This window comes from Vibrio sp. ArtGut-C1 (assembly GCF_002105475.1).
Taxonomy (GTDB): Bacteria; Pseudomonadota; Gammaproteobacteria; order Enterobacterales; family Vibrionaceae; genus Vibrio; species Vibrio diabolicus.
Window position 1 is genome coordinate 10,441 of record NZ_NCTH01000019.1, and the last position, 21,276, is coordinate 31,716.

The window sequence follows — 21,276 nt, forward strand, 5'->3', positions numbered from 1 at the left end:
AGATAGAAAATTGATTGTTACAAAAAAGTAACATTTGATTCTGTGGGAAATAAAAAAGACCAGCATAAAATGCTGGTCAAAATAGAAAGATTGGAAGGAATTGTTTTCTTTCTTTGCTAATAGCCATCGATATCGCTGATGGCTATTTATGGCATTGAAAGAGGGAAGCGTGAATACTTCCGTTAAGCAGAAAGCATCAGTGAATCTGCTTTTGCTTCTAGGTTTGTGCCATCCATTAGGTAGTCATCGATAGCACGAGCACATTCGCGACCTTCGTTGATACAACGAACCACCAAAGATTGGCCTGTTCGCATATCACCAGCAGCAAATACGCCTTCTTGGTTAGTAGCAAAACCTTGAGTTGCTACGTTACCGCGATCATCTAGCGCGATATCCAGTTGAGCAAGCACGCCTGTAGGTTCTGGGTGTAAGAAGCCCATTGCTAGGAATGCCATATCACATGGGATCACTCGCTCGCTGCCTTCTACTTCTTTGAAACTTGGGCGCTCGCCTGGTTTTGCATCTTGCCAAACGATATCAGCAAGACGAAGGCCTGTGACTTCACCTTTGTCATTTCCGATGAACTCTTTGGTCAGGATGTTCCAGTGACGATCGACACCTTCTTCATGAGAGGTCGAAGTACGTAGGATCATTGGGTATTGAGGCCAAGGCATATTGGCTGGGCGCTTCTCTGGTGGAATCGGCATGATTTCCACTTGAGTTACGCTTGCTGCGCCGTGACGGTTTGACGTACCTACACAGTCTGAACCAGTATCACCACCACCAATGACAACCACATGTTTACCTTTTGCGTGAATCTCTTCCGTTTTCAGGTCCATGTTATTTGCACGTCGGTTGTTTTGACCTAGGAATTCCATTGCGAAGTGAACGCCTTTGAGCTCACGACCCGGAACTGGCAAATCACGTGGAACCGTTGAGCCACCCGTCAGTAGAACCACATCGAACTCTTGACGCAGTTGCTGAGCATTTACATCAACACCGACGTGTTGGTTTACTTTAAACTCAACGCCAGCTTCTGCCATTAGATTGATCTTACGATCAATGACTTCCATGCTCAGTTTAAAATCTGGAATACCGAAACGCAGCAGACCACCAACCTTCTCGTCTCGCTCGAATACTGTCACGGTATGGCCTGCGCTGTTTAGCTGCTCAGCAGCCGCAAGACCAGCAGGTCCAGATCCAATGATCGCCACCGTTTTACCAGTGCGAGAACGTGGCGTTTTTGGCTTGGCGTACCCTTCACGATACGCCGTTTCTACGATGGTTTTCTCGATATTACAGATAGTGATTGGGTCTTGGTTGATGCCAAGTACACAAGCACTTTCACATGGAGCAGGGCAAACACGACCAGTGAACTCTGGGAAGTTATTGGTTGAGCTTAGAATGTTCCATGCTTCTTCCCAGCTATCACGATAAACCGCATCGTTAAACTCTGGGATGATGTTACCGATAGGGCAGCCGTTATGACAAAACGGCACACCACAATCCATACAACGAGACGCTTGAGTATTGATCTTGTCACCAAACTCCTCGTTCAGAACGAACTCTTTGTTGTTCTTGATGCGTTCAGCGGGGTCGATCTTCTGTGGTAGTTCACGACCGTGCTCTAAAAATCCAGTAGGCTTACCCATTATACTGCCTCCGCTTGAGTTTCGTTTCCTTGAGACTGCGCTTCAGCTTTACGCTTTTGAAGCACCGCTTTGTAGTCACGCGGCATCACCTTAACCATAGAGGCTAGGCTTGCTTCAAAGTTGTCTAGGAAAGACTGAGCGACTTCACTTCCTGTGAATTGAACATGCTTAGTTAGCATGTCGAGTAATAGATCTCTGTCTTCTTTCTCGATTGGATCTAGGTCTACTAGCTCTGGGTTCAGTTTTGACTCAAAGTCACCTGATTTATCCCATACGTAAGCCACGCCGCCACTCATACCTGCGGCAAAGTTACGACCTGTTGAACCAAGGATAATTGCTGCACCGCCCGTCATGTATTCACAACCGTGGTCACCGACGCCTTCTACTACTACTTTCGCACCTGAGTTACGAACACAGAAACGTTCACCAGCCATACCGCGAATGAAAGACTCACCCGAAGTAGCACCGTAGAAACACACGTTACCAACCACGATGTTGTCTTCCGCGACAATGCTTGATTTTGCGTCTGGGTAAAGTACTAACGTACCGCCAGATAAGCCTTTACCCCAGTAGTCATTCGCATCGCCTTCCACTTCGAACTTCACGCCTTTAGCGAGAAATGCACCGAATGACTGACCCGCTGAACCTTTGAACTTCACGTTCATTGGTTGAGGTAGGCCGGCATCTTTGTACACTTTCGAGATTTCGTTCGACAGCATGGTGCCCGCAGAACGGTCAGTGTTGACGATAGGGAATTCGGCATTCACCGCCTCGCCTTTCTCGAGAGCAGGAATCGCCGCTTGAATCAGCTTACGGTCTAGTACCGATTCCAGATTGTGGTTCTGTTGCGTTTGGTTATGGATACCGTCTGACTCACGTGGCTGTTCAACGTGTAGAACAGGAGACAGATCTAGGTTCTTGTATTTCCAGTGAGAAACGTCTTGGCGAATCTTCAGCTTCTGACCTTGGCCGACCATCTCATCGATAGTGCGGAAGCCAAGTTCAGCCATGATTTCACGTAGACCTTGTGCCATGTATTGGAAGAAGGTTACGACGTCTTCTACGCGGCCATCAAAGCGCTCGCGAAGCGTCTTGTTCTGAGTCGCGATACCAACAGGACAGGTGTTCTTATGGCACTTACGCATCATGATACAACCTTCAACCACCAATGCTGCGGTTGCCACGCCCCATTCTTCTGCACCAAGTAGTGTTGCCACTGCAAGGTCGCGAGGTGTTTTCATCTGACCATCCGCTTGAACCACGATACGGTTACGTAGACCGTTCTTTAGTAGCGTTTGGTGTGTTTCTGCCAAACCAAGTTCCCAAGGAAGACCAGTATGACGGATTGAAGACATTGGGGATGCACCAGTACCACCGTCGAAACCTGCGATTAGTACAACGTCTGCTTTCGCTTTCGCTACACCGGAAGCGATCGTACCTACGCCAGCTTCCGATACCAGCTTCACGTTTACACGACCCGCGCGGTTCGCGTTCTTCAAATCGTAGATAAGCTGAGCCAAATCTTCGATTGAGTAGATATCGTGGTGTGGTGGTGGCGAGATAAGACCGACGCCCGGAGTTGAGTGACGTGTAGCACCGATCCAGTCATCTACTTTATCGCCTGGTAGCTGACCACCTTCACCTGGTTTCGCACCTTGAGCCATCTTGATTTGTAGCTCATCAGCGTTGGTTAGGTAGTAAGAGGTTACGCCGAAACGACCCGAAGCTACCTGTTTGATTGCAGAGCGTTCCCAATCGCCGTTGTCTTTGCGTTCGAAACGCATTGGGTCTTCACCACCTTCACCAGAGTTCGATTTCGCGCCAAGGCGGTTCATCGCAACAGCCAGTGTGGAGTGTGCTTCGTAAGAAATAGAACCGAAAGACATAGCACCGGTCGCGAAGCGTTTCACGATGCTTTCAATTGGTTCGACTTCGTCGATAGAGATAGAACCAGCTGGGTTCTTAATGAATTCTAGCTGGCTACGCAGAGTTACTGCGTTGTCACCTTGTTTATCGACAGCCGTAGCGTATTGCTTGAACTGATCGTAGTTCTTGTTGCGCGTAGACTCTTGCAGTAGAGAAATGGTTTCAGGGTTGAAGAGGTGCTTCTCGCCACGTTGTTTCCATTGGTACACACCACCCACATCCAGCATTTGAATTGGGATTTCGCGTTGTGGGTAACCGATGCGGTGACGAACGAGCACTTCTTTAGCAATATCGTCAAGGGTGAGACCTTGGATACGAGAAACTGTACCTGTGAAGTACTTGTCTACCACTGACTTATGAATACCTAAGGCTTCGAAGATTTGCGCACCGTGGTACGACTGCAGGGTTGAGATACCCATCTTCGAGAAGATCTTCAGAAGACCGCCATTGATCGCTTTACGGTAGTTGTTGAACAGATCACGAGGGTTCGCTTCTGGATCCAGCTTCTTCGTGCGTTGTAGTTCAATGATGGTTTCGATAACTAGGTAAGGGTTAACCGCATTTGCACCATAGCCAATAAGGGTTGCAAAGTGGTGCGTTTCACGCGCGTCACCGGTTTCAACCACAATGTCACACTTCGCACGTAGACCTTTGCGGATCAAGTGGTGATGCACTGCACCAACTGCCAGCATTGCTGGGATCGCCGCGTGGTTTGAGTTCACTGCGCGGTCAGTTAGCAGGATGATTGAGTAACCATCAATAACCGCGTCTTCTGCGTATTGGCAGATACGTTTTAGTGCGCGCTCAAGCTTGCCTTGGTCTTCACTGGCTTGGAATACGATATCCAGTGTCTTCGCTTGAAGATGCACGTTGTCAATAGCACGCAGTTTCTCAAGCTCAGAGTTCGCCAGAACAGGCGATTCCAATTCTACTTTCTGACAGTGAAGTGGTGTTTCAGTCAGAAGGTTTTGGTCTTTACCCAAGTAAGTGTTCAGCGACATCACCATACGCTCACGGATCGGATCGATCGGTGGGTTAGTTACCTGTGCAAACAGCTGCTTGAAGTAGTTTGAAAGATGTTGCGACTGATGAGATAGCACTGCAAGAGGCCAGTCGGCACCCATTGCTGATAATGGCTCTTTACCTTCATTTGCCATTGGAACGATGATTTCGTTCACTTCTTCAGTACTTACGCCAAACGCTTGTTGGCGGTGTAGAAGATGTTCTGGCTTAGGTTGGCTGAATTGGTTGCTCGCATCTGGCAGCTTCTTCAAGCTTAGTAGGTTTTCTTCTACCCACTTTTCGTAAGGCTGTGCCGTTGCGATGGTGTCTTTCACTTCTTCATCAGAGATGATGCGACCTTGCTCTAAGTCTGCAACGAAGATGCGACCTGGTTGTAGACGACCGCGGAACTCAACGTTCTCTGGCTCAATATCCACAACACCAGATTCTGATGCCATTACTAGGAAGTTATCTTTGGTCACTGTGTAGCGAGAAGGGCGCAGACCGTTACGGTCGAGTGTCGCACCAACTTGAACACCATCAGTAAAACATACTGAAGCCGGACCATCCCATGGTTCCATGATGTTCGCGTGGTACTGATAGAACGCGCGACGCTTAGGATCCATGTTTTTGTTTTCTTGCCATGCTTCCGGGATCATCATCATCAATGCGTGCGGCAGGCTACGACCAGAAAGAACTAGGAGCTCAAGTGCCATATCAAAGTTAGATGAATCCGAACTGCCTTCCTGACAAATAGGAAGCAGCATGTCGATTTCAGCTTGGGTAAATAGATCGGATTCAATGATCGCCTCACGGGCTTTCATCCAGTTCAAGTTACCTCGAACTGTATTGATTTCACCGTTGTGGGCAATGTAACGGAAAGGTTGTGCAAGACGCCATTTCGGGAAGGTGTTGGTAGAGAAGCGAGAGTGTACCAGTGCCAGTGCGGTCACCATGGTCGGGTTTTGCAGATCAAGGAAGTACTGAGGGACTTGCTCGGTCGTTAACTGACCTTTGTACACCAATGTCTTGTAAGACATTGAGTTAATGTAGAAGTCATCACCAATGTTCGAAACGCTTTCTAGGCAAACACGTACAGTGTAGTTACGAAGTACGTACAGTTTGCGCTCTAGCTCTTCAGGTGTGATACCTGGACCACCAGAGATAAACACATGCTCAAACTGAGGTTCTGTGCTTAGCGGGTCGGCACCGATCATCGAGTTATCGGTTGGCAAAACGCGGTAGCCAATAACTTCAAGGTCTAGACGCTGAGCGTTGCGTTCTAGAATGTCACGGCATTGCTCGCGTTTGTATTCGTCTTTCGGGAAAAGTACGACACCCACACCATACTTTTCAAATGAAGGCAGTTTAATGCCGAGCTTAACGGCCTCTTCTAATAGGAATTCATGAGGTTTTTGTAGCAAGATACCCGCACCATCACCGCTGCATGGATCACAACCTTGACCACCACGGTGCTCCATGCGAGCTAGCATATCCAATGCTTGAGTCACTACTTCATGAGATTTACGGTTTTTAAGGTGAGCAACAAAACCGATACCACACGCGTCATGCTCCAATTCAGGAGTATATAGACCCTGTGGATTTTGCTCTCTATCTACCATAGATACATCCTTCCAGTTCAATGTCGACGCAAAAGCACCAGGCAGGCAAATGCCACCTAGACCATTGATTACGTCTTGTCCTTTATATTTATTATCGCCACCGATCTAGGTTGACCGATCTTGATTCCTTTCCGTATCTCGCAGGAAAAGTTTTGCGAGAAAAACAATCCTTGGTGGTATCCCTTTATTTATTGCCACTATTTAGTGATTTATATAGGTAGGAGTGGGATAACACCGACAAATCCCGCAGTGTACTTTGTAATAAAAGTCACAAAAATAACGGGGTTGTGTAAGTATCCTACAATTTTGTCACTTCAGAATGCAATGAAAAAGTCGACGTTGTGACCCAATTTTTTCGTTTAATTATGCATTTTTAGTTTAACATTTACGCAACATGAACGTTTTTTATCTGTATTTATGCAGGTTTATTGATTTTGAGCCGTATGATGTTTGTTTGAATTGACTAGTATTGTGTGTTTTTTCTTGCAGGGATGTAATTTATTTACACAGATCGTAGTGAGATTGATTACGGTTCATTGTTGGTGAGAATTTATGCAGTTACATGAGTTGGTCAATACAATCGGCCAAGATCTTCAGCGTCGATACGGTGAAAAAGTCCATAAACTAACGTTGCACGGTGGATTTAGTTGCCCTAATCGAGATGGCACTATTGGTCGGGGAGGATGTACTTTTTGTAATGTGGCTTCGTTTGCGGATGAAGAAGTACAGATAAAGAGTATTCACGATCAGTTGAAAGATCGTGCGGGCGAAATTCATCGAGCGAAGAAGTATCTCGCTTATTTTCAGGCTTACACCAGTACTTATGCGGAAGTGCAAGTGCTGAAAAATATGTATGAAGAAGCACTAAAAGCGGCTGATATTGTGGGATTGTGTGTCGGGACTCGTCCAGATTGCGTGCCTGATGCCGTATTAGATTTGCTGTCTGACTATGTACAGCAAGGTTATGAAATTTGGCTAGAGTTAGGGCTTCAAACCGCTAATAACGACACCCTTAAGCGCATCAATCGCGGTCATGATTTCGAATGTTATACCGAGATCACCAAGCGTGCGCGTGCGCTAGGTATTAAAGTCTGTACTCATTTAATTGTTGGATTACCGAAAGAAAGCCGCGACGATAATATTGAGACGCTGCAAAAAGTGTTAGCCGTGGGCACGGATGGCATTAAGTTACATGGCTTGCATATTGTAGAAGGCAGCACCATGGCGAAAGCGTGGCGTGCAGGACGATTAGAGGCGCCAGAGCTAGAAGAATATGTCGCAATTGCCAGTGAGATGATTCGTATGACGCCACCGGACGTGATTTACCATCGCGTTTCATCAGCAGCTCGTAGACCTACCTTATTATCGCCACTGTGGTGTGAAAATCGCTGGCTGGCGATGACTGAAATTGGTCGAGCCCTCAGTGAACATGGTGCTCAAGGAAGCCTAACGGGAAACGCTTTTATCTATACTAAACCGGAATTAATAGCAGATCGCTCAATAAATAACTGATATATTTTAACCAGTTTTCTTTAAAGGTTTAAACGATGGATCAGTTACTCAATTGGCTTTGGGATGGTCAAGGCGGTTATGGCTATGTCGTCTTGTTATTAATTGCTAGCGTGTGCGCGTTAGCACTGATCTATTTGCACTTTCAAACATCACTTAAGCAACTCGTAACGGATTCACCCTATCCAGTCATAGTGCTGGATACTGGCCATGCTCAGATCTTGTTATCTAACCAAGCTGCGATGCAGTTATTAGGTATTCGCTCTCTAGGCACGGGATATTTGTATCCCGCTTTATTCGATATTCGTGAGCTTGAGTCGTTTCTCGACAGTGTCTCTAGTCGTCATTTTAGCCAGCAGGTATTTGATTGGCGCTTATCTGAAAGCGAATCTATCAAGGTGGAGTTGTCAGGAAGAAAGAGTTTGCTGCGCAATCACCGTGTTTGGATCATCTACGCGCAGCCATATCAATCCACTCATCAAGAGCAGCAACAAGAGCTTGCGCAATTAACGATCGCCCGTTCGGCACTAGACTCACTCTCTGAGTTAATCTGTACCCAAGATCGCCAAGGGAATTTATTAACGACGAACCGAGCATTTGATCAATTTTGGGAAGGGCGAAGGGAAGAAGCCTGCGCATCAAAGGCTTCCATGGGTGAGGCTACCAGAAAGAGTGAGCGCAAGTGGACGACGGATCCACAAGGTCGCAGTTGCTTATTGGAAGTGAATCAAAACTCCCTTGTGTCACCGAGTGGTGAGCTGATCGGTACATTATCCATTAGTCATGATGTGACCGAGTGGCACAAAATGCAGCAAAACCTGAGAGATGAAATGGAGCGGCGTAAAGATACAGAAGTTGCGTTGGCGCAAAGGGATACTATCTTACAAACTATTCTTGACGCTAGCCCTGACTCTATCGGTATCTTCAATGAGAATATGGTCTATCAAGCGTGTAATAAACCGTTCGTTAATGCATTAGGTATTTCAGACGTGTCTGATTTGATCGGTAAGCGCCTTCAAGATGTCATTCCTGAAGAGATGTACGCTCGCTTAGCCGCTAGTGATTTGGATGCATTGCGTCAGTCAGAGCCTGTCCGATACATAGATAAAGTCGTTAGCAGTGATGGCAAAAGTACGTGGTTTGATGTGGTGAAATCGCCTTTTAAAGATAAAGCTTCAGGAACGAATGGTGTGCTGATCATGGCGCGTGATATTTCTGAACGTTACCTTGCCGAACAAAAGTTGGAGAGAGCCAATTTAGAGTTAGAAAAGTTGAGCTTTATGGATAGCTTAACTCAGGTATCGAACCGACGCCGCTTCGATGAACAACTGCAGGTACTATGGTACCACCATGCCCGCGAAAAGCTGCCGCTCACTATCATGTTGTGTGACATCGACTTTTTCAAAGATTACAACGATTGTTACGGCCATCAGCAAGGTGATGAAGCATTGGTCAGTGTTGCTACCGTATTCACAAAAGTCATCAATCGCTCTTCGGATTGTGTTGCGCGTTATGGTGGTGAGGAGTTTGGTTTTATCCTGCCGAATACCACAACGGAAGGCGCGAGCAATGTAGCGCAGCGTATTCATGAACAAATTCGACAACTCGATATGGAGCACGACAGCTCAGAAGCTTCGGAACGTCTCACGGTCAGTATCGGTCTTGTCTCTTATATTCCTCAACATGGTGATGAACCGGAAATGGGTATTGCCATGGCTGACAGTGCGCTATACCAAGCCAAAGCTGATGGACGTAATCGCACCTGTATTCACCCCAGTTCTTGCTAACGCTTTGTGACCGCTTGCTCTTAGTTGATAGCTGATTGTTTAAATCGCCGTATTAAACACGTTAAACTTACCGAAGCCTGTGCGTTCGTTGGTTAACTTATCTTTTTATCTTGTTTAGCAAGCGCAGTTCGCACTACGTATTTTTCACTAATCACACAGACCTAAATTGCGTTAGGCCGAATATGTCTGCTCGTTTTTTATCATTGAAGGGCAACATCTAGCCAGCACCATGGAGTAGTTAATGAAACCCATGAAAAATCTCGCCCAGTATTATGTCGACTTGCTAGTCAAACTGGGGATTGTTCGTTTCTCGATTTTGCTGGCCCTTGCGCTGGTGGCATTAGCCGTTGTGGTGCAGGTGGGGATTACTTTAGCTCTCAAGGGGCGAGTCGACGATATCGACATTGTCCGTTCGGTGTTTTTTGGTCTCTTGATTACACCTTGGGCGGTTTATTTTCTTTCTGTTGTTGTTGATCAGCTAGAAGAGTCTCGCCAGCGTTTAACCAAGTTGGTGTCCAAACTAAAAGACATGCGCTCGCGAGACCAAGAACTGAATTATCAACTGCAACAAAACATCGAAAAGCTCAACCAAGAAATTGAAGAGCGCATTAAAGCAGAAGAAGCTCGTGAAGAGGCGATGCAAGATCTCGAAAACGAGGTGTTCCAACGAGAGCGTACTCAGTTAGAGCTTGCGGAACGCACTGCACTACTGCGTTCATTTATTGATGCCTCGCCAGACTTAATTTACTACCGCAATGCCGATGGTGTGTTCTCCGGTTGTAACCGGGCAATGGAAGAGCTAACGGGTAAGAAAGAGCACCAGTTAGTCGGATTAAGCCCTTGGGATGTGTATAGCAAAGAAATCGCTGAGCACATCGTTGATACTGACCAAAAGGTCTTCGCCGATAATCAAGCCATCACTTACGAGCAGTGGCTAGAGTATCCTGATGGACGCAAACATTACTTTGAACTGCGTAAAGTGCCGTTTTACAGCAAAGATGGTCGTCACCTTGGCTTGGTAGGTTTTGGCCGTGATATCACTGAACGTAAACGTCATGAAGAGTCGTTAGAGAAAGCAAGCCGTGATAAAACTACTTTCATCTCAACCATCAGTCATGAACTGCGAACGCCACTAAATGGCATTGTGGGCTTAAGTCGCATGCTTCTCGATAGTCCGTTGACAGAAGAGCAGCGCAAACACATGCAGACCATCAATGTGAGTGCGATTACGCTAGGTAACATCTTCAACGATATTATCGATATGGATAAGTTTGATCGCCGCAAGCTAGAACTATTACCTGCGCCACTTAACTTCGAAGACTTCGTCGCTGAGATTGAAAGCATCTCAGCTTTGATGGCGGAGCAAAAAGGGCTGCGCTTTGACTTAGAACGTTTGAGTGATTTACCAAAAGCAATTGAAGTGGATGCGACCCGTTTACGTCAGGTAATTTGGAACTTGGTTAGTAACGCAATGAAGTTTACCAAAGAAGGTGGCGTTGTGATGACGGTGAGTGCTGATGTCGAAGACGATTTTGCGACCATTATTATGGAGGTGGAAGACACGGGTATTGGCATACCAGAAGACGAGCTCGATAAAATCTTTGCCATGTATTACCAAGTGAAATCAGGTAAAGACAACCTACATGCTGTCGGGACTGGTATAGGCCTGGCGGTGTCAAAACAGCTGATCAATATGATGGATGGTGACATTACTGTCGCTAGTGAAGAGGGTTTTGGTAGTACTTTTACCGTATCGATTCACGTTCCTATTGTGGAACTCGAAGAACCTGTCATTGATGCAAAACGCGATAATGTGCATCTCAACATCTTTATGGTCGAAGACATTGAGCTTAACGTCACCGTGGCCAAATCGTTGCTTGAGAGCTTAGGGCACTCCGTTACCGTGGCAATGACGGGACAAGAAGCGCTCGTGAACTTTGTGCCGGAAAAATATGACTTGGCGTTGTTGGATATTCAGTTGCCTGATATGACGGGGTTTGATGTCGCAAATTATTATCGCGAGCATTATAACAATCTGCCTCCATTGGTCGCCCTAACAGCTAATGTGATGAAAGATCGTCGTGAATATTTAGATAACGGCATGGATGATGCCATCAGCAAACCGCTTGCTGTGAATGCCATTCAGTCTGTAATTGATAAGTTCTTCGCGCATCAGGTAGAGCCGCAAGAGCAACCTGAGAGCATTCCAGAAACAGTGGAAGAGCCGACTCCTTCTCCTGTGATTGAGACACACTTGCTCGATATGGATATGTTAGAGTCTTACGTCGACATTGTTGGTGCCAAGCCGGTCTACGACAGCATAAAAATGTTTGAAGACATGATGCCAGACTATATTGATGTCTTAGACTCAAACATGACGGCAAAAGATCAAGATGGGATTGTTTCTGAAGCGCATAAAATTAAAGGAGCTGCAGGTTCGATTGGCCTCAAACGTATCCAAAGTGTGGCGCAGAAAGCGCAATCTCCCGATATGCCAGCATGGTGGGAAAACATTTCAGACTGGGTTGAAGAGATCAAAAATGAATACCAAAACGATATTCAAGTCCTCAAAAGTTGGTTGGAACAAAGGAAATAACATGAAAAAAATCGCACCGTTGGCGTTGGTTATAGCATTGATGGCAGGCTGCAGTTCCGTTCCAAGTGTGAACTGGCAACAAAACAGTCAGATTACGATTAACCAGGTGAATGTCGAGCTAAAAAGTAACTTATGGGTGAACCTGATGCCGACCGTTGGTGAAGTACAAGAGCAAAGTATTCAAGGATCACTTTACCTTGAAGGAGACCAGTTACTCCCAGCCAACCTGACTGCCGAAGCGCTTATCATCAAGCAAGGAGAAAAAGAGTGGTGGGTGGATGAAGACTCTTTAGAAACTCGAACTCATAGTGAGAGCCAATGGGAAGTAGCCTTCACGTCTCAGGTAGACGCGGACACAGAAAAATCGGTTGATATCGCGGTACTTTTAGACGACGCAGGTAAACAGCGCTGGTTAGTGGAAAAGTACGTGAAGATTAACAAGGTTTATTAGATTCAGTGATTATCCGCTAATTGCTAAACCCAAAATAAAAGGGCTTGCTCAATGAGCAAGCCCTTTGCGTATTAGCGATTCAATTAGTCTTCTAGATCGCCACAGAAGCGGTAACCTTCGCCGTGGATAGTCGCGATGATTTCAGGAGTACCTGAAACAGACTCAAAGTGTTTACGAATACGACGAATCGTTACGTCTACAGTACGGTCATGCGGCTTAAGTTCACGGCCAGTCATCTTCTTAAGAAGATCGGCACGAGTTTGAATCTTACCTGGGTTCTCACAGAAGTGCAGTAGAGCTCGGAACTCAGAGCGAGGGAGCTTGTAGCTATCACCAGCAGGGCTTACTAGAGAGCGACTGTTGATGTCCAGTACCCAACCATTGAATTCATACTTTTCTACTGAGCGTTTCTCTTCTTGCACCGCGTTAGAGCTCATTGAGCGGCTAAGTAGGTTGCGAGCACGAATAGTCAGTTCACGTGGGTTGAATGGTTTAGTGATGTAGTCATCTGCACCAATCTCAAGACCTAGGATCTTGTCCACTTCATTGTCACGGCCTGTCAGGAACATTAAAGCAATGTTCGCTTGTTCGCGTAGTTCACGCGCTAACAGAAGGCCATTCTTGCCTGGAAGATTAATGTCCATAATAACCAAGTTGACTGAGTTGTCAGACAACACTTGGTGCATCTCTTCACCGTCACTGGCTTCAAAAACAGCGTATCCCTCTGCTTCAAAAATACTCTTAAGAGTGTTACGAGTTACTTGCTCATCTTCAACGATAAGAATCTGCGGGGTTTGCATTGGCGGTACCTAAATTTGTGACAAAATTGTGCTAATAGAATAAATTCTAGGCAAAAATATAACATACAGGTAATGTGATTTTGATAATAAATCAAGTTGATCAAAAAAACACTTCTTTCAGTTATCCGCCCTCCATGGAATTTTGCCAACTCACCAGTATCCAATGGCGACGTTTATTCTAAAGGGCTTGTTTACCTTTCATTTCCTGCTTTCTGTGGGGCCTGAAACGTAAACACCCTAAGATATGGAGCGGATTTTATATTGTTAACAGCATGCTAACAATGCTCAAATGTTAATTCCATTCAGTTTGTTGATTTATATCAATTGATGAAATGTAACTGTTATTAATCGTTTAAGACTTATGATAGAAAAAAGTAATACGAACATAGACGCATCGTTATGGAATGCTTATTCAGAATCTTTTTTCAGATTCGAGGCCGAGTGGTGCGTTTCAAACTACGCTGTGATAACCGCTTGGAACCCATACAGTAATTTGCGGTCCAAAGAAGAGAACTGCATAAGCAATCAAGCATTAGAAACACTGCTACAGCACGTTAACTACGCGCCTATCACAGTAGGTGACAGCTCTTTTACATGGTATGAGGAAAGCTTTGCCGTCGAGTTATCACCAGAGGCGGCGGTCGCATTGGCGAATGACTTTCAACAAAACGCGATTTACTACGTCATTGATGATCAACTTTACCTTATTGCGTGCTCACAGCCGAAAGTGTTGCATAAGTTAGGCTCCCTTAAGCCTCGACTCGTATAGGAAAGGATACTACTCACCGAAGCACTGCTTGGGTGAGAAAATTCACGGAGGAAATATGAGAGACATTACACCCGATATTTGTGACCAATTTGAAGACCAAGTTACCCTGCTTACTTTGCCACTGCAGAACTTTGGTCAACGCACCGCTTTTTACGGAGAAATTGTCACAGTGCGTTGCTATCACGACAACTCAAAAGTACGTGAAGTACTGGGCGAAGATGGAACGGGGAAAGTATTGATTGTTGACGGACATGGTTCGTGTCAGAAAGCATTGCTTGGCGATCAATTAGCAATACTCGGAATAGAAAATGGGTGGGAAGGCATTATTGTCTATGGTGCAATACGCGACGTAGCACAAATATCTCAGATGGACATTGGCGTGCAAGCACTTGGTACCAATCCGTTTAAGACAGAGAAGCGAGGTATGGGAGAGGTCAATGTGACCTTAACGATGCAAAACCAAATCGTGCAGCCGAAGCATTATGTGTACGCTGATTGGAATGGTGTGTTGATTTCAAAGCAAAAATTAGATTTCTAAAAACGAAAGCCTAAACCTACCTCAATACCTTGTTGCCAATCTTGGTAATCAAGAGTCGCGTGAAGATCAAGTTTATCGGTGATTTTTACGCGACTTGAGACTTCAGCTGCGAGGCTGCTGTCTTCTTGGCGAATACCTTCCGCAGTCTCATTCTTGTAAGAGCGAACCGTACTTTTTAGTGTGACACGATCATTGAAGTGATAGCTGATCCCACTCAAAAAACCGCTTTGGTTTTGGGTTGGAGAGTTGTTGACTCGTGCTCCGACGTAAACGTCTACTGAGTCAAAGAGTTCGTACGCATAACCCGTGTCGATATTCCAAACATCGAAACTGTCAGATTGATAGCTGTCGCTGGAAATAAATAGTTTATGAGGAGAAGGGGATGTTTTGCCTGGAAGAGGCGGAAGCTCGTTTGCTAGACAAACGCCAGACACAAAAAACAGCAACAGAAAAAGCCCTCTTTTCATGCTCACCACTCCTTGTGTCAACTTTTTTATTAGTATGTGCCCAAAGCTTCTCACTATTAAAGCATAGAATATGAAAGCTAGCTCACCTATTTTCTAAATAATTCGATCCTGTGAACATAGGTCACAGTTAAGTTGTTGTTAAGTGTCAACAACTCCCTTTCATAATTTGATCTTACGCTTTATGACGAAGATCAGACTAGTTATGGAGTAAAAAGTGAGACTGATGACGATGGGATGAGCCCCCTACAAAAATAAGCGACAGATTTCCTAACGAGCAATAACATCCAATTAGCTTTAAATATCAATAAGATTGCTTAGCAGAAATCGCTGTAAGACTGAAAAACAAACAATTTTTTGTTGACTATGAATCGGAAACTCGGTAAACGTAGAGTTAAGCAAACACAATTAACGTTGAATATTTATTTATGCCATCTAACAGCCTAGTAGTAATGACCACGACCATTATTATTACCGACACGACACATGTTGGGGCAGGCTGCTGAGCGAAAGAAATTCACAAAAAAGGCCTGTATCCAACAAGATACAGGCCTTTTTTTATGCTTTTTTATCCAGAATTTAGACAAGTTTGAGAAGATATACCGGAGGAAGGGATGCGAGTATTGAAGTTTGGCGGTTCATCACTAGCTGATGCAGATCGCTTTTTAAGAGCGGCAGACATCATTGCCAATAACGCTCAACAAGAAGAAGTGGCGGTTGTTCTTTCAGCCCCAGGTAAAACAACAAATAAGTTGGTTGCAGTCATTGAAGGCGCGTTGCGCAATGGTGAAGCAGAGCTGCAAATCAAAGAGTTGGATGAATCGTTTAAAACGCTCTTCACTCAAATCCAAGCAGTACTCCCCAATATTGATGGTTCAGCTTTCGATAACCAAGTGAAAACCTCGCTATCTCAATTACGTCAATTTGTTCACGGCATCAATCTATTAGGTATGTGCCCAAACAACGTAAATGCGCGCATTATTAGTAAAGGTGAGCGTGTTTCCATTCAGTTGATGAAAGCCGTCTTGGAGGCGAAGGGACAACAAGCGAGCTTGATCGATCCTGTCGAGTATCTGTATGCCCAAGGTGATCATCTTGAAGCTATGGTTGATGTGGATATTTCAACGCAAAACTTCCGTCAAAACCCCCTTCCTCAGGGCCACGTGAACATTATGCCGGGCTTTACAGCTGGCAACGAAAAAGGAGAGCTTGTCACGCTGGGTCGTAATGGCTCTGACTACTCGGCAGCGGTTCTTGCAGCTTGTTTACGCGCAGACTGCTGTGAAATCTGGACCGACGTTGATGGTGTATACAACTGTGACCCACGTTTAGTCGAAGATGCTCGCCTACTTAAATCACTAAGCTACCAAGAAGCGATGGAGCTTTCTTATTTTGGTGCTTCCGTTCTGCACCCGAAAACCATCGCCCCTATTGCTCAATTCCACATTCCATGTCTGATCAAAAACAGCTTTAACCCTCAAGGTGCAGGTACTCTTATCGGCCAAGATACTGGTGAAGATAATCTTGCGATCAAAGGTATTACAACACTTAACGACCTAACCATGGTTAACGTATCAGGCCCTGGTATGAAAGGCATGGTAGGCATGGCGAGCCGTGTATTCGGTGCGATGTCGTCTGCTGGTGTATCTATTGTTCTGATCACTCAGTCTTCTTCTGAATACAGCATCAGCTTCTGTATTGAGGCTGAAGATAAAGCGAAAGCGCAGCAAGTGCTGGCAGATGCGTTCGAGCTCGAACTGAAAGATGGCTTACTAGAACCGGTTGAGTTTATTGATAATGTTTCAATCATTACGCTTGTTGGTGATGGTATGCGCACATCGCGCGGTGTGGCTTCTCGCTTCTTCTCTTCTCTTGCTGAAGTGAACGTGAACATCGTGGCGATAGCACAAGGCTCATCAGAACGTGCGATTTCTGCCGTTATTCCAGAAGACAAAATTTCTGAGGCGATCAAAGCGTGTCACGAAAACCTATTCAACTCGAAACACTTCCTCGATGTGTTCGTTGTTGGTGTCGGTGGTGTGGGTGGCGAACTGGTGGATCAGATCGAACGCCAACAAGTCAAACTTGCTGAGAAAGGCATTGTGATTCGAGTTTGTGGCTTAGCAAACAGCAAAGGTCTTTTGCTTGATAGCGAAGGCTTACCGCTCGAGCACTGGCGTGATCGTATGTCAGCAGCCACAGAAGAATTCAGCCTAGCGCGTCTGATTTCTTTGGTACAACGCAATCATATTATCAACCCAGTATTGGTTGATTGTACCTCCAGTGAAGACATTGCTAAACAATACGCCGACTTCCTAGCGGCAGGTTTTCATGTTGTAACACCAAACAAAAAAGCAAACACAGCAAGCATGGCGTACTACCATCAGCTTCGCGATGTGGCTCGTAGCTCCCGTCGTAAATTGATGTATGAAACAACCGTAGGTGCAGGCCTACCGGTTATTGAAAACTTGCAAAACCTGATTTCTGCAGGTGATGAACTGGAGCGCTTCAGCGGTATTCTTTCCGGTTCTCTTTCTTATATTTTCGGTAAGTTAGATGAAGGAATGAGCTTAAGTGAAGCGACGAATATCGCAAAAGAAAATGGCTTTACTGAACCAGATCCTCGTGATGATCTGTCTGGTATGGATGTCGCGCGTAAGTTGTTGATCCTAGCTCGTGAAGCGGGCATGTCACTAGAGCTTGAAGATGTTGTTGTTGACCAAGCGCTACCGCCAGGTTTTGATGATTCAGGCAGTGTTGATGAGTTTATGGCGCGTCTCCCAAAAGCGGACGCCTACTTCAAAGAGTTATCAGCTAAAGCAGCAAAAGAAGGCAAAGTACTGCGTTACGTTGGTGAAATTAACGAGGGCAAGTGCACAGTAAGCATTGCTGCGGTGGATGAAAACGATCCGATGTATAAAATCAAAGACGGTGAAAACGCACTGGCATTTTACAGCCGTTACTACCAGCCAATCCCACTTGTGTTGCGTGGCTATGGCGCAGGTACTGAGGTAACGGCTGCGGGTGTATTCTCTGACGTGATGCGTACTTTAGGTTGGAAACTAGGGGTATAACAAGAATGAGTTCAAGTGATATGGATGTAGTGGTTTATGCCCCAGCATCAATTGGTAATGTAAGTGTTGGTTTTGATGTGTTGGGGGCGGCGGTGTCCCCAGTGGATGGGACCTTGCTAGGTGACAGAGTGCAAGTTAAGGCAGGGACTGAGCCGTTCAGTCTGAAAACTGCGGGTAATTTTGTCTCTAAGTTGCCTACAGAGCCAAAAGAAAACATCGTTTACGATTGTTGGCTGGTGTTTTCTCGCGAGCTAGATAAAAAAGGTGTTGAGCTAAAACCACTTGAAATGACGCTAGAAAAGAACATGCCAATAGGCTCAGGTTTAGGCTCAAGTGCATGTTCTATCGTTGCGGCGCTGGATGCCTTAAACCGATTCCATGGTCAACCGCTGAATGAGACTGAGCTGCTAGCACTGATGGGGGAAATGGAAGGCAAAATCTCTGGTGGTATTCACTACGATAACGTCGCGCCGTGTTACCTTGGTGGTGTCCAGTTGATGCTTGAAGAGCTTGGTATCATCAGTCAAGAAGTGCCTTGTTTTGATGATTGGTACTGGGTCATGGCGTATCCGGGAATCAAAGTATCAACAGCAGAAGCGCGTGAGATCCTACCATCTCAATACCGCCGACAAGATATCATCGCTCATGGTCGTCACCTTGCGGGCTTTATTCATGCGTGTCATTCTGGTCAGCCAGAGCTAGCTGCAAAAATGATCAAAGACGTGATCGCAGAACCGTATCGTGAGAAACTGCTTCCGGGCTTTGCGAATGCACGTCAATACGCTGCATCAGCAGGTGCGTTAGCAACCGGTATTTCTGGCAGTGGTCCAACACTGTTCAGTATTTGCAAAGAGAAAGATGTCGCTGAGCGAGTTGCTCGCTGGTTAGAACAGAACTACGTACAAAACGAAGAAGGATTCGTCCACGTTTGTCGTCTAGATAAGCAGGGTTCGAAAGTAACAGGAAGTGAGCTATGAAGCTTTACAATATAAAAGAAAATGATGAACAAGTTTCCTTTGGCCAAGCCGTTCGCCAAGGGTTAGGCCGTAACCAAGGTCTATTTTTCCCATCGGAATTACCAAAGTTTGAAGACGTTGATGCGCTACTGGCAGAAGACTTTGTTTCTCGTAGCACTAAGATTTTATCAGCGTTTATCGGTGATGAGCTGGCGGAAGAGCAAGTCAACGCGCTTGTGGACGCAGCGTTCCAATTCCCGGCGCCAATCAATCAAATCAAAGACGGTGTTTACGCGTTAGAGCTTTTCCATGGTCCAACGCTGGCATTTAAAGATTTTGGCGGTCGCTTTATGGCGCAATCTCTTGCGGCGGTATCGGACGGTGGCAAGATCACCATTCTGACTGCGACTTCTGGCGATACTGGCGCAGCCGTTGCGCACGCTTTCTATGGTATGGAAGACATCAACGTTGTGATTCTTTACCCGAAAGGCAAGATCAGCCCACTGCAAGAGAAGCTATTCTGTACGCTAGGCAAGAACATTCACACTGTCGCGATCGATGGCGACTTCGATGCGTGCCAGGCTCTGGTTAAGCAAGCTTTCGATGATTCCGCACTGCGTGAAGAGATCGGTCTGAATTCTGCAAACTCAATCAACATCAGCCGTTTGATGGCGCAAATCTGTTACTACTTTGAAGCAGCAGCGCAAATGAGCAAACAAGAGCGTGAAAACCTAGTTGTGTCTGTACCAAGTGGTAACTTTGGTAACCTAACTGCTGGTCTACTGGCAAAAGCGCTGGGTCTGCCGATCAAACGCTTTATCGCTGCAACTAACGCTAATGACACGGTTCCGCGCTACCTAGAAACAGGTAAGTGGGAGCCAAAACCAACGGTTGCAACGACATCGAACGCGATGGACGTGAGTCAACCGAACAACTGGCCGCGTATCGAAGAGCTTTGCCGAGTGAAAGAGTGGGGCCTAGAGACACTAGGTAAAGGCGCGGTTTCAGATGAGCAAAGCGCACAATCTGTGAAAGACCTGTACTCATTGGGCTACCTATGTGAACCGCACGGTGCGATTGCTTACCGCGTTCTTGAAGAGCAACTGCAAGAAGGTGAAACCGGTCTGTTCCTATGTACTGCGCACCCAGCGAAGTTCAAAGAAGTGGTGGATGACATTCTGCAATCCGACATCGACCTTCCTGCTCCATTAGCGAAGCACGCGGCGATGGAACTGCTATCGGAAGAGCTAGACGCAGACTTTGATGCATTGAAACAAGTACTGCGCCGTGTACAGTAATTATTAAAATGATGAACGACGAAAGGTGAATGAGCAATCATTCGCCTTTTTTATTGTCGGTAAGTCTCGACTCTCTTTATGATTGAGAAACGAACTTAAAGATGGAAATAGAAGCATGCATTTTTTGATTTTTCTTGGCTCAGTCAGAGACAGCACGCCACCACGACCAGCCCGTTTAGGAATGCGAGTCACTAGAGCGTGTGAAAAACTCATCGTGAGTCAGCATTCGCAACATACCGTCGAAATCATTGACCCATTGAACTACGACTTTGACGACGTGTTTAAGCCTGAGTTTGCTTACCATCGCGCTAAAGTGCCATCCCACTTGAGAGAACTGGCAGACAAAATTAAAAGCGCCGATGGGTACGTGATGGTCAGTCCGGAATACAACCATTCGATGAGTCCTGCTTTGGCTAATATGCTTAATCATTTTGGTAGTTCGCTGTTTTCTTATAAGCCAAGTGCTATCGTGACCTACTCTGCTGGACAATGGGGTGGTGTTAGAGCTGCCGTTTCTATGCGTACCTTCTTATCTGAACTTGGATGTTTACCTGTCTCGGCGATGATTCACATTCCGAAAGCGCAAGAAGTGTTTGACGAACAGGGTGTCGTTGCGGATGAATTGCAGCAGACGCAGTGGGACAGCTATATGAATCGCACAATACATCAACTCATTTGGTGGGCAGAAGGCGCTTCACAACAAAGAGAAAGGCTTGACCCCACCTCACTGGCTGAAGTGTTTAAGAAGGATCCGTCACAGAGAAATGCTCCGTAAAGGAACAGAACGGTTAGATGCATGGAAAAACAAAAAAAGCTTGGCCATTGAGACCAA

General features: G+C 45.9%; 15 protein-coding genes and 1 other annotated feature. Of the genes, 11 read left to right on the forward strand and 4 right to left on the reverse strand.

The genetic code is table 11. The features are described from left to right. Window positions 1-182 precede the first annotated feature (182 nt). Complete coding sequence (locus tag B7360_RS15830) at window positions 183-1,652, reverse strand: glutamate synthase subunit beta (protein WP_085343971.1); 1,470 nt, start codon at window positions 1,650-1,652, stop codon at window positions 183-185. Beyond that, window positions 1,652-6,202 (reverse strand): glutamate synthase large subunit, encoded by a 4,551-nt coding sequence (gene gltB, locus B7360_RS15835; protein WP_085343972.1) that lies wholly within the window; start codon window positions 6,200-6,202, stop codon window positions 1,652-1,654. The genes B7360_RS15830 and gltB overlap by 1 nt, the downstream gene beginning before the upstream one ends. 552 nt (window positions 6,203-6,754) lie before the next feature. Between gltB and B7360_RS15840 the strand changes: the two genes are divergently transcribed. The 4 genes from B7360_RS15840 to B7360_RS15855 all read left to right on the forward strand — a co-directional run bounded on the left by B7360_RS15840 (window position 6,755) and on the right by B7360_RS15855 (window position 12,545). Next, window positions 6,755-7,714 (forward strand): TIGR01212 family radical SAM protein, encoded by a 960-nt coding sequence (locus B7360_RS15840; RefSeq protein ID WP_085343973.1) that lies wholly within the window; start codon window positions 6,755-6,757, stop codon window positions 7,712-7,714. A 35-nt stretch (window positions 7,715-7,749) separates the two neighbouring features. Then, window positions 7,750-9,498: a sensor domain-containing diguanylate cyclase gene (locus B7360_RS15845; protein WP_085343974.1), complete on the forward strand. Its 1,749-nt coding sequence runs from the start codon at window positions 7,750-7,752 to the stop codon at window positions 9,496-9,498. 241 nt (window positions 9,499-9,739) lie between these two features. Next, on the forward strand, window positions 9,740-12,094 hold the full coding sequence (gene arcB, locus B7360_RS15850; RefSeq protein ID WP_005396314.1) for an aerobic respiration two-component sensor histidine kinase ArcB: 2,355 nt from the start codon (window positions 9,740-9,742) through the stop codon (window positions 12,092-12,094). 1 nt (window position 12,095) lies between these two features. Next, window positions 12,096-12,545 carry a hypothetical protein gene (locus B7360_RS15855; RefSeq protein WP_006742686.1) on the forward strand — a complete coding sequence of 150 codons (450 nt, stop codon included), beginning with the start codon at window positions 12,096-12,098 and terminating at the stop codon, window positions 12,543-12,545. A gap of 83 nt (window positions 12,546-12,628) precedes the next feature. On the opposite strand, the gene arcA is transcribed toward B7360_RS15855, so the two are convergent. Next, a complete protein-coding gene (gene arcA, locus B7360_RS15860) occupies window positions 12,629-13,345 on the reverse strand; it encodes a two-component system response regulator ArcA (RefSeq protein ID WP_005381824.1) in 717 nt (238 codons plus the stop codon). A 361-nt stretch (window positions 13,346-13,706) separates the two neighbouring features. On the opposite strand from arcA, the gene B7360_RS15865 reads away from it, so the two are divergent. Both B7360_RS15865 and B7360_RS15870 read left to right on the forward strand, forming a co-directional pair. Continuing rightward, complete coding sequence (locus B7360_RS15865; RefSeq protein WP_031780532.1) at window positions 13,707-14,114, forward strand: DUF3293 domain-containing protein; 408 nt, start codon at window positions 13,707-13,709, stop codon at window positions 14,112-14,114. Window positions 14,115-14,169: 55 nt separating this feature from the next. Next, the gene (locus B7360_RS15870) at window positions 14,170-14,652 is read left to right on the forward strand and encodes a putative 4-hydroxy-4-methyl-2-oxoglutarate aldolase (protein WP_005396309.1); all 483 of its coding nucleotides are present in this window, start codon (window positions 14,170-14,172) and stop codon (window positions 14,650-14,652) included. Here the strand turns inward: B7360_RS15870 and B7360_RS15875 are convergent. Continuing rightward, the gene (locus B7360_RS15875; protein WP_012842140.1) at window positions 14,649-15,119 is read right to left on the reverse strand and encodes a hypothetical protein; all 471 of its coding nucleotides are present in this window, start codon (window positions 15,117-15,119) and stop codon (window positions 14,649-14,651) included. The two genes, B7360_RS15870 and B7360_RS15875, sit on opposite strands and share 4 nt — an antisense overlap. A 425-nt stretch (window positions 15,120-15,544) precedes the next feature. Here B7360_RS15875 and thrL point away from each other — a divergent pair, with 425 nt between their 5' ends. The 5 genes from thrL (at window position 15,545) to B7360_RS15900 (ending at window position 21,219) form a co-directional block, all read left to right on the forward strand. After that, complete coding sequence (thrL, locus tag B7360_RS15880) at window positions 15,545-15,622, forward strand: thr operon leader peptide (RefSeq protein WP_074192076.1); 78 nt, start codon at window positions 15,545-15,547, stop codon at window positions 15,620-15,622. Then, window positions 15,558-15,677, forward strand: a sequence feature (Thr leader region). Its footprint overlaps the gene before it by 65 nt. Window positions 15,678-15,730: 53 nt before the next feature. Further along, window positions 15,731-18,190: a bifunctional aspartate kinase/homoserine dehydrogenase I gene (gene thrA, locus B7360_RS15885; protein ID WP_085343975.1), complete on the forward strand. Its 2,460-nt coding sequence runs from the start codon at window positions 15,731-15,733 to the stop codon at window positions 18,188-18,190. 20 nt (window positions 18,191-18,210) lie between these two features. Next, entirely contained in the window at window positions 18,211-19,167 is a 957-nt protein-coding gene (gene thrB / locus B7360_RS15890; protein ID WP_041852994.1) for a homoserine kinase, read from the forward strand. After that, complete coding sequence (thrC, locus tag B7360_RS15895; RefSeq protein WP_085343976.1) at window positions 19,164-20,444, forward strand: threonine synthase; 1,281 nt, start codon at window positions 19,164-19,166, stop codon at window positions 20,442-20,444. The genes thrB and thrC overlap by 4 nt, the downstream gene beginning before the upstream one ends. Before the next feature lie 115 nt (window positions 20,445-20,559). Then, window positions 20,560-21,219 (forward strand): NADPH-dependent FMN reductase, encoded by a 660-nt coding sequence (locus B7360_RS15900; RefSeq protein ID WP_085343977.1) that lies wholly within the window; start codon window positions 20,560-20,562, stop codon window positions 21,217-21,219. Window positions 21,220-21,276: the final 57 nt, after the last annotated feature.

Excerpts from the sequence above, each read along its gene's own strand:
- B7360_RS15830 (WP_085343971.1), bottom strand. The coding sequence starts at position 1,652 with ATGGGTAAGCCTACTGGATTTTTAGAGCACGGTCGTGAACTACCACAG.
- gltB (WP_085343972.1), bottom strand. The coding sequence starts at position 6,202 with ATGGTAGATAGAGAGCAAAATCCACAGGGTCTATATACTCCTGAATTG.
- B7360_RS15840 (WP_085343973.1), top strand. The coding sequence starts at position 6,755 with ATGCAGTTACATGAGTTGGTCAATACAATCGGCCAAGATCTTCAGCGT.
- B7360_RS15845 (WP_085343974.1), top strand. The coding sequence starts at position 7,750 with ATGGATCAGTTACTCAATTGGCTTTGGGATGGTCAAGGCGGTTATGGC.
- arcB (WP_005396314.1), top strand. The coding sequence starts at position 9,740 with ATGAAACCCATGAAAAATCTCGCCCAGTATTATGTCGACTTGCTAGTC.
- B7360_RS15855 (WP_006742686.1), top strand. The coding sequence starts at position 12,096 with ATGAAAAAAATCGCACCGTTGGCGTTGGTTATAGCATTGATGGCAGGC.
- arcA (WP_005381824.1), bottom strand. The coding sequence starts at position 13,345 with ATGCAAACCCCGCAGATTCTTATCGTTGAAGATGAGCAAGTAACTCGT.
- B7360_RS15865 (WP_031780532.1), top strand. The coding sequence starts at position 13,707 with ATGATAGAAAAAAGTAATACGAACATAGACGCATCGTTATGGAATGCT.
- B7360_RS15870 (WP_005396309.1), top strand. The coding sequence starts at position 14,170 with ATGAGAGACATTACACCCGATATTTGTGACCAATTTGAAGACCAAGTT.
- B7360_RS15875 (WP_012842140.1), bottom strand. The coding sequence starts at position 15,119 with ATGAAAAGAGGGCTTTTTCTGTTGCTGTTTTTTGTGTCTGGCGTTTGT.
- thrL (WP_074192076.1), top strand. The coding sequence starts at position 15,545 with ATGCCATCTAACAGCCTAGTAGTAATGACCACGACCATTATTATTACC.
- thrA (WP_085343975.1), top strand. The coding sequence starts at position 15,731 with ATGCGAGTATTGAAGTTTGGCGGTTCATCACTAGCTGATGCAGATCGC.
- thrB (WP_041852994.1), top strand. The coding sequence starts at position 18,211 with ATGGATGTAGTGGTTTATGCCCCAGCATCAATTGGTAATGTAAGTGTT.
- thrC (WP_085343976.1), top strand. The coding sequence starts at position 19,164 with ATGAAGCTTTACAATATAAAAGAAAATGATGAACAAGTTTCCTTTGGC.
- B7360_RS15900 (WP_085343977.1), top strand. The coding sequence starts at position 20,560 with ATGCATTTTTTGATTTTTCTTGGCTCAGTCAGAGACAGCACGCCACCA.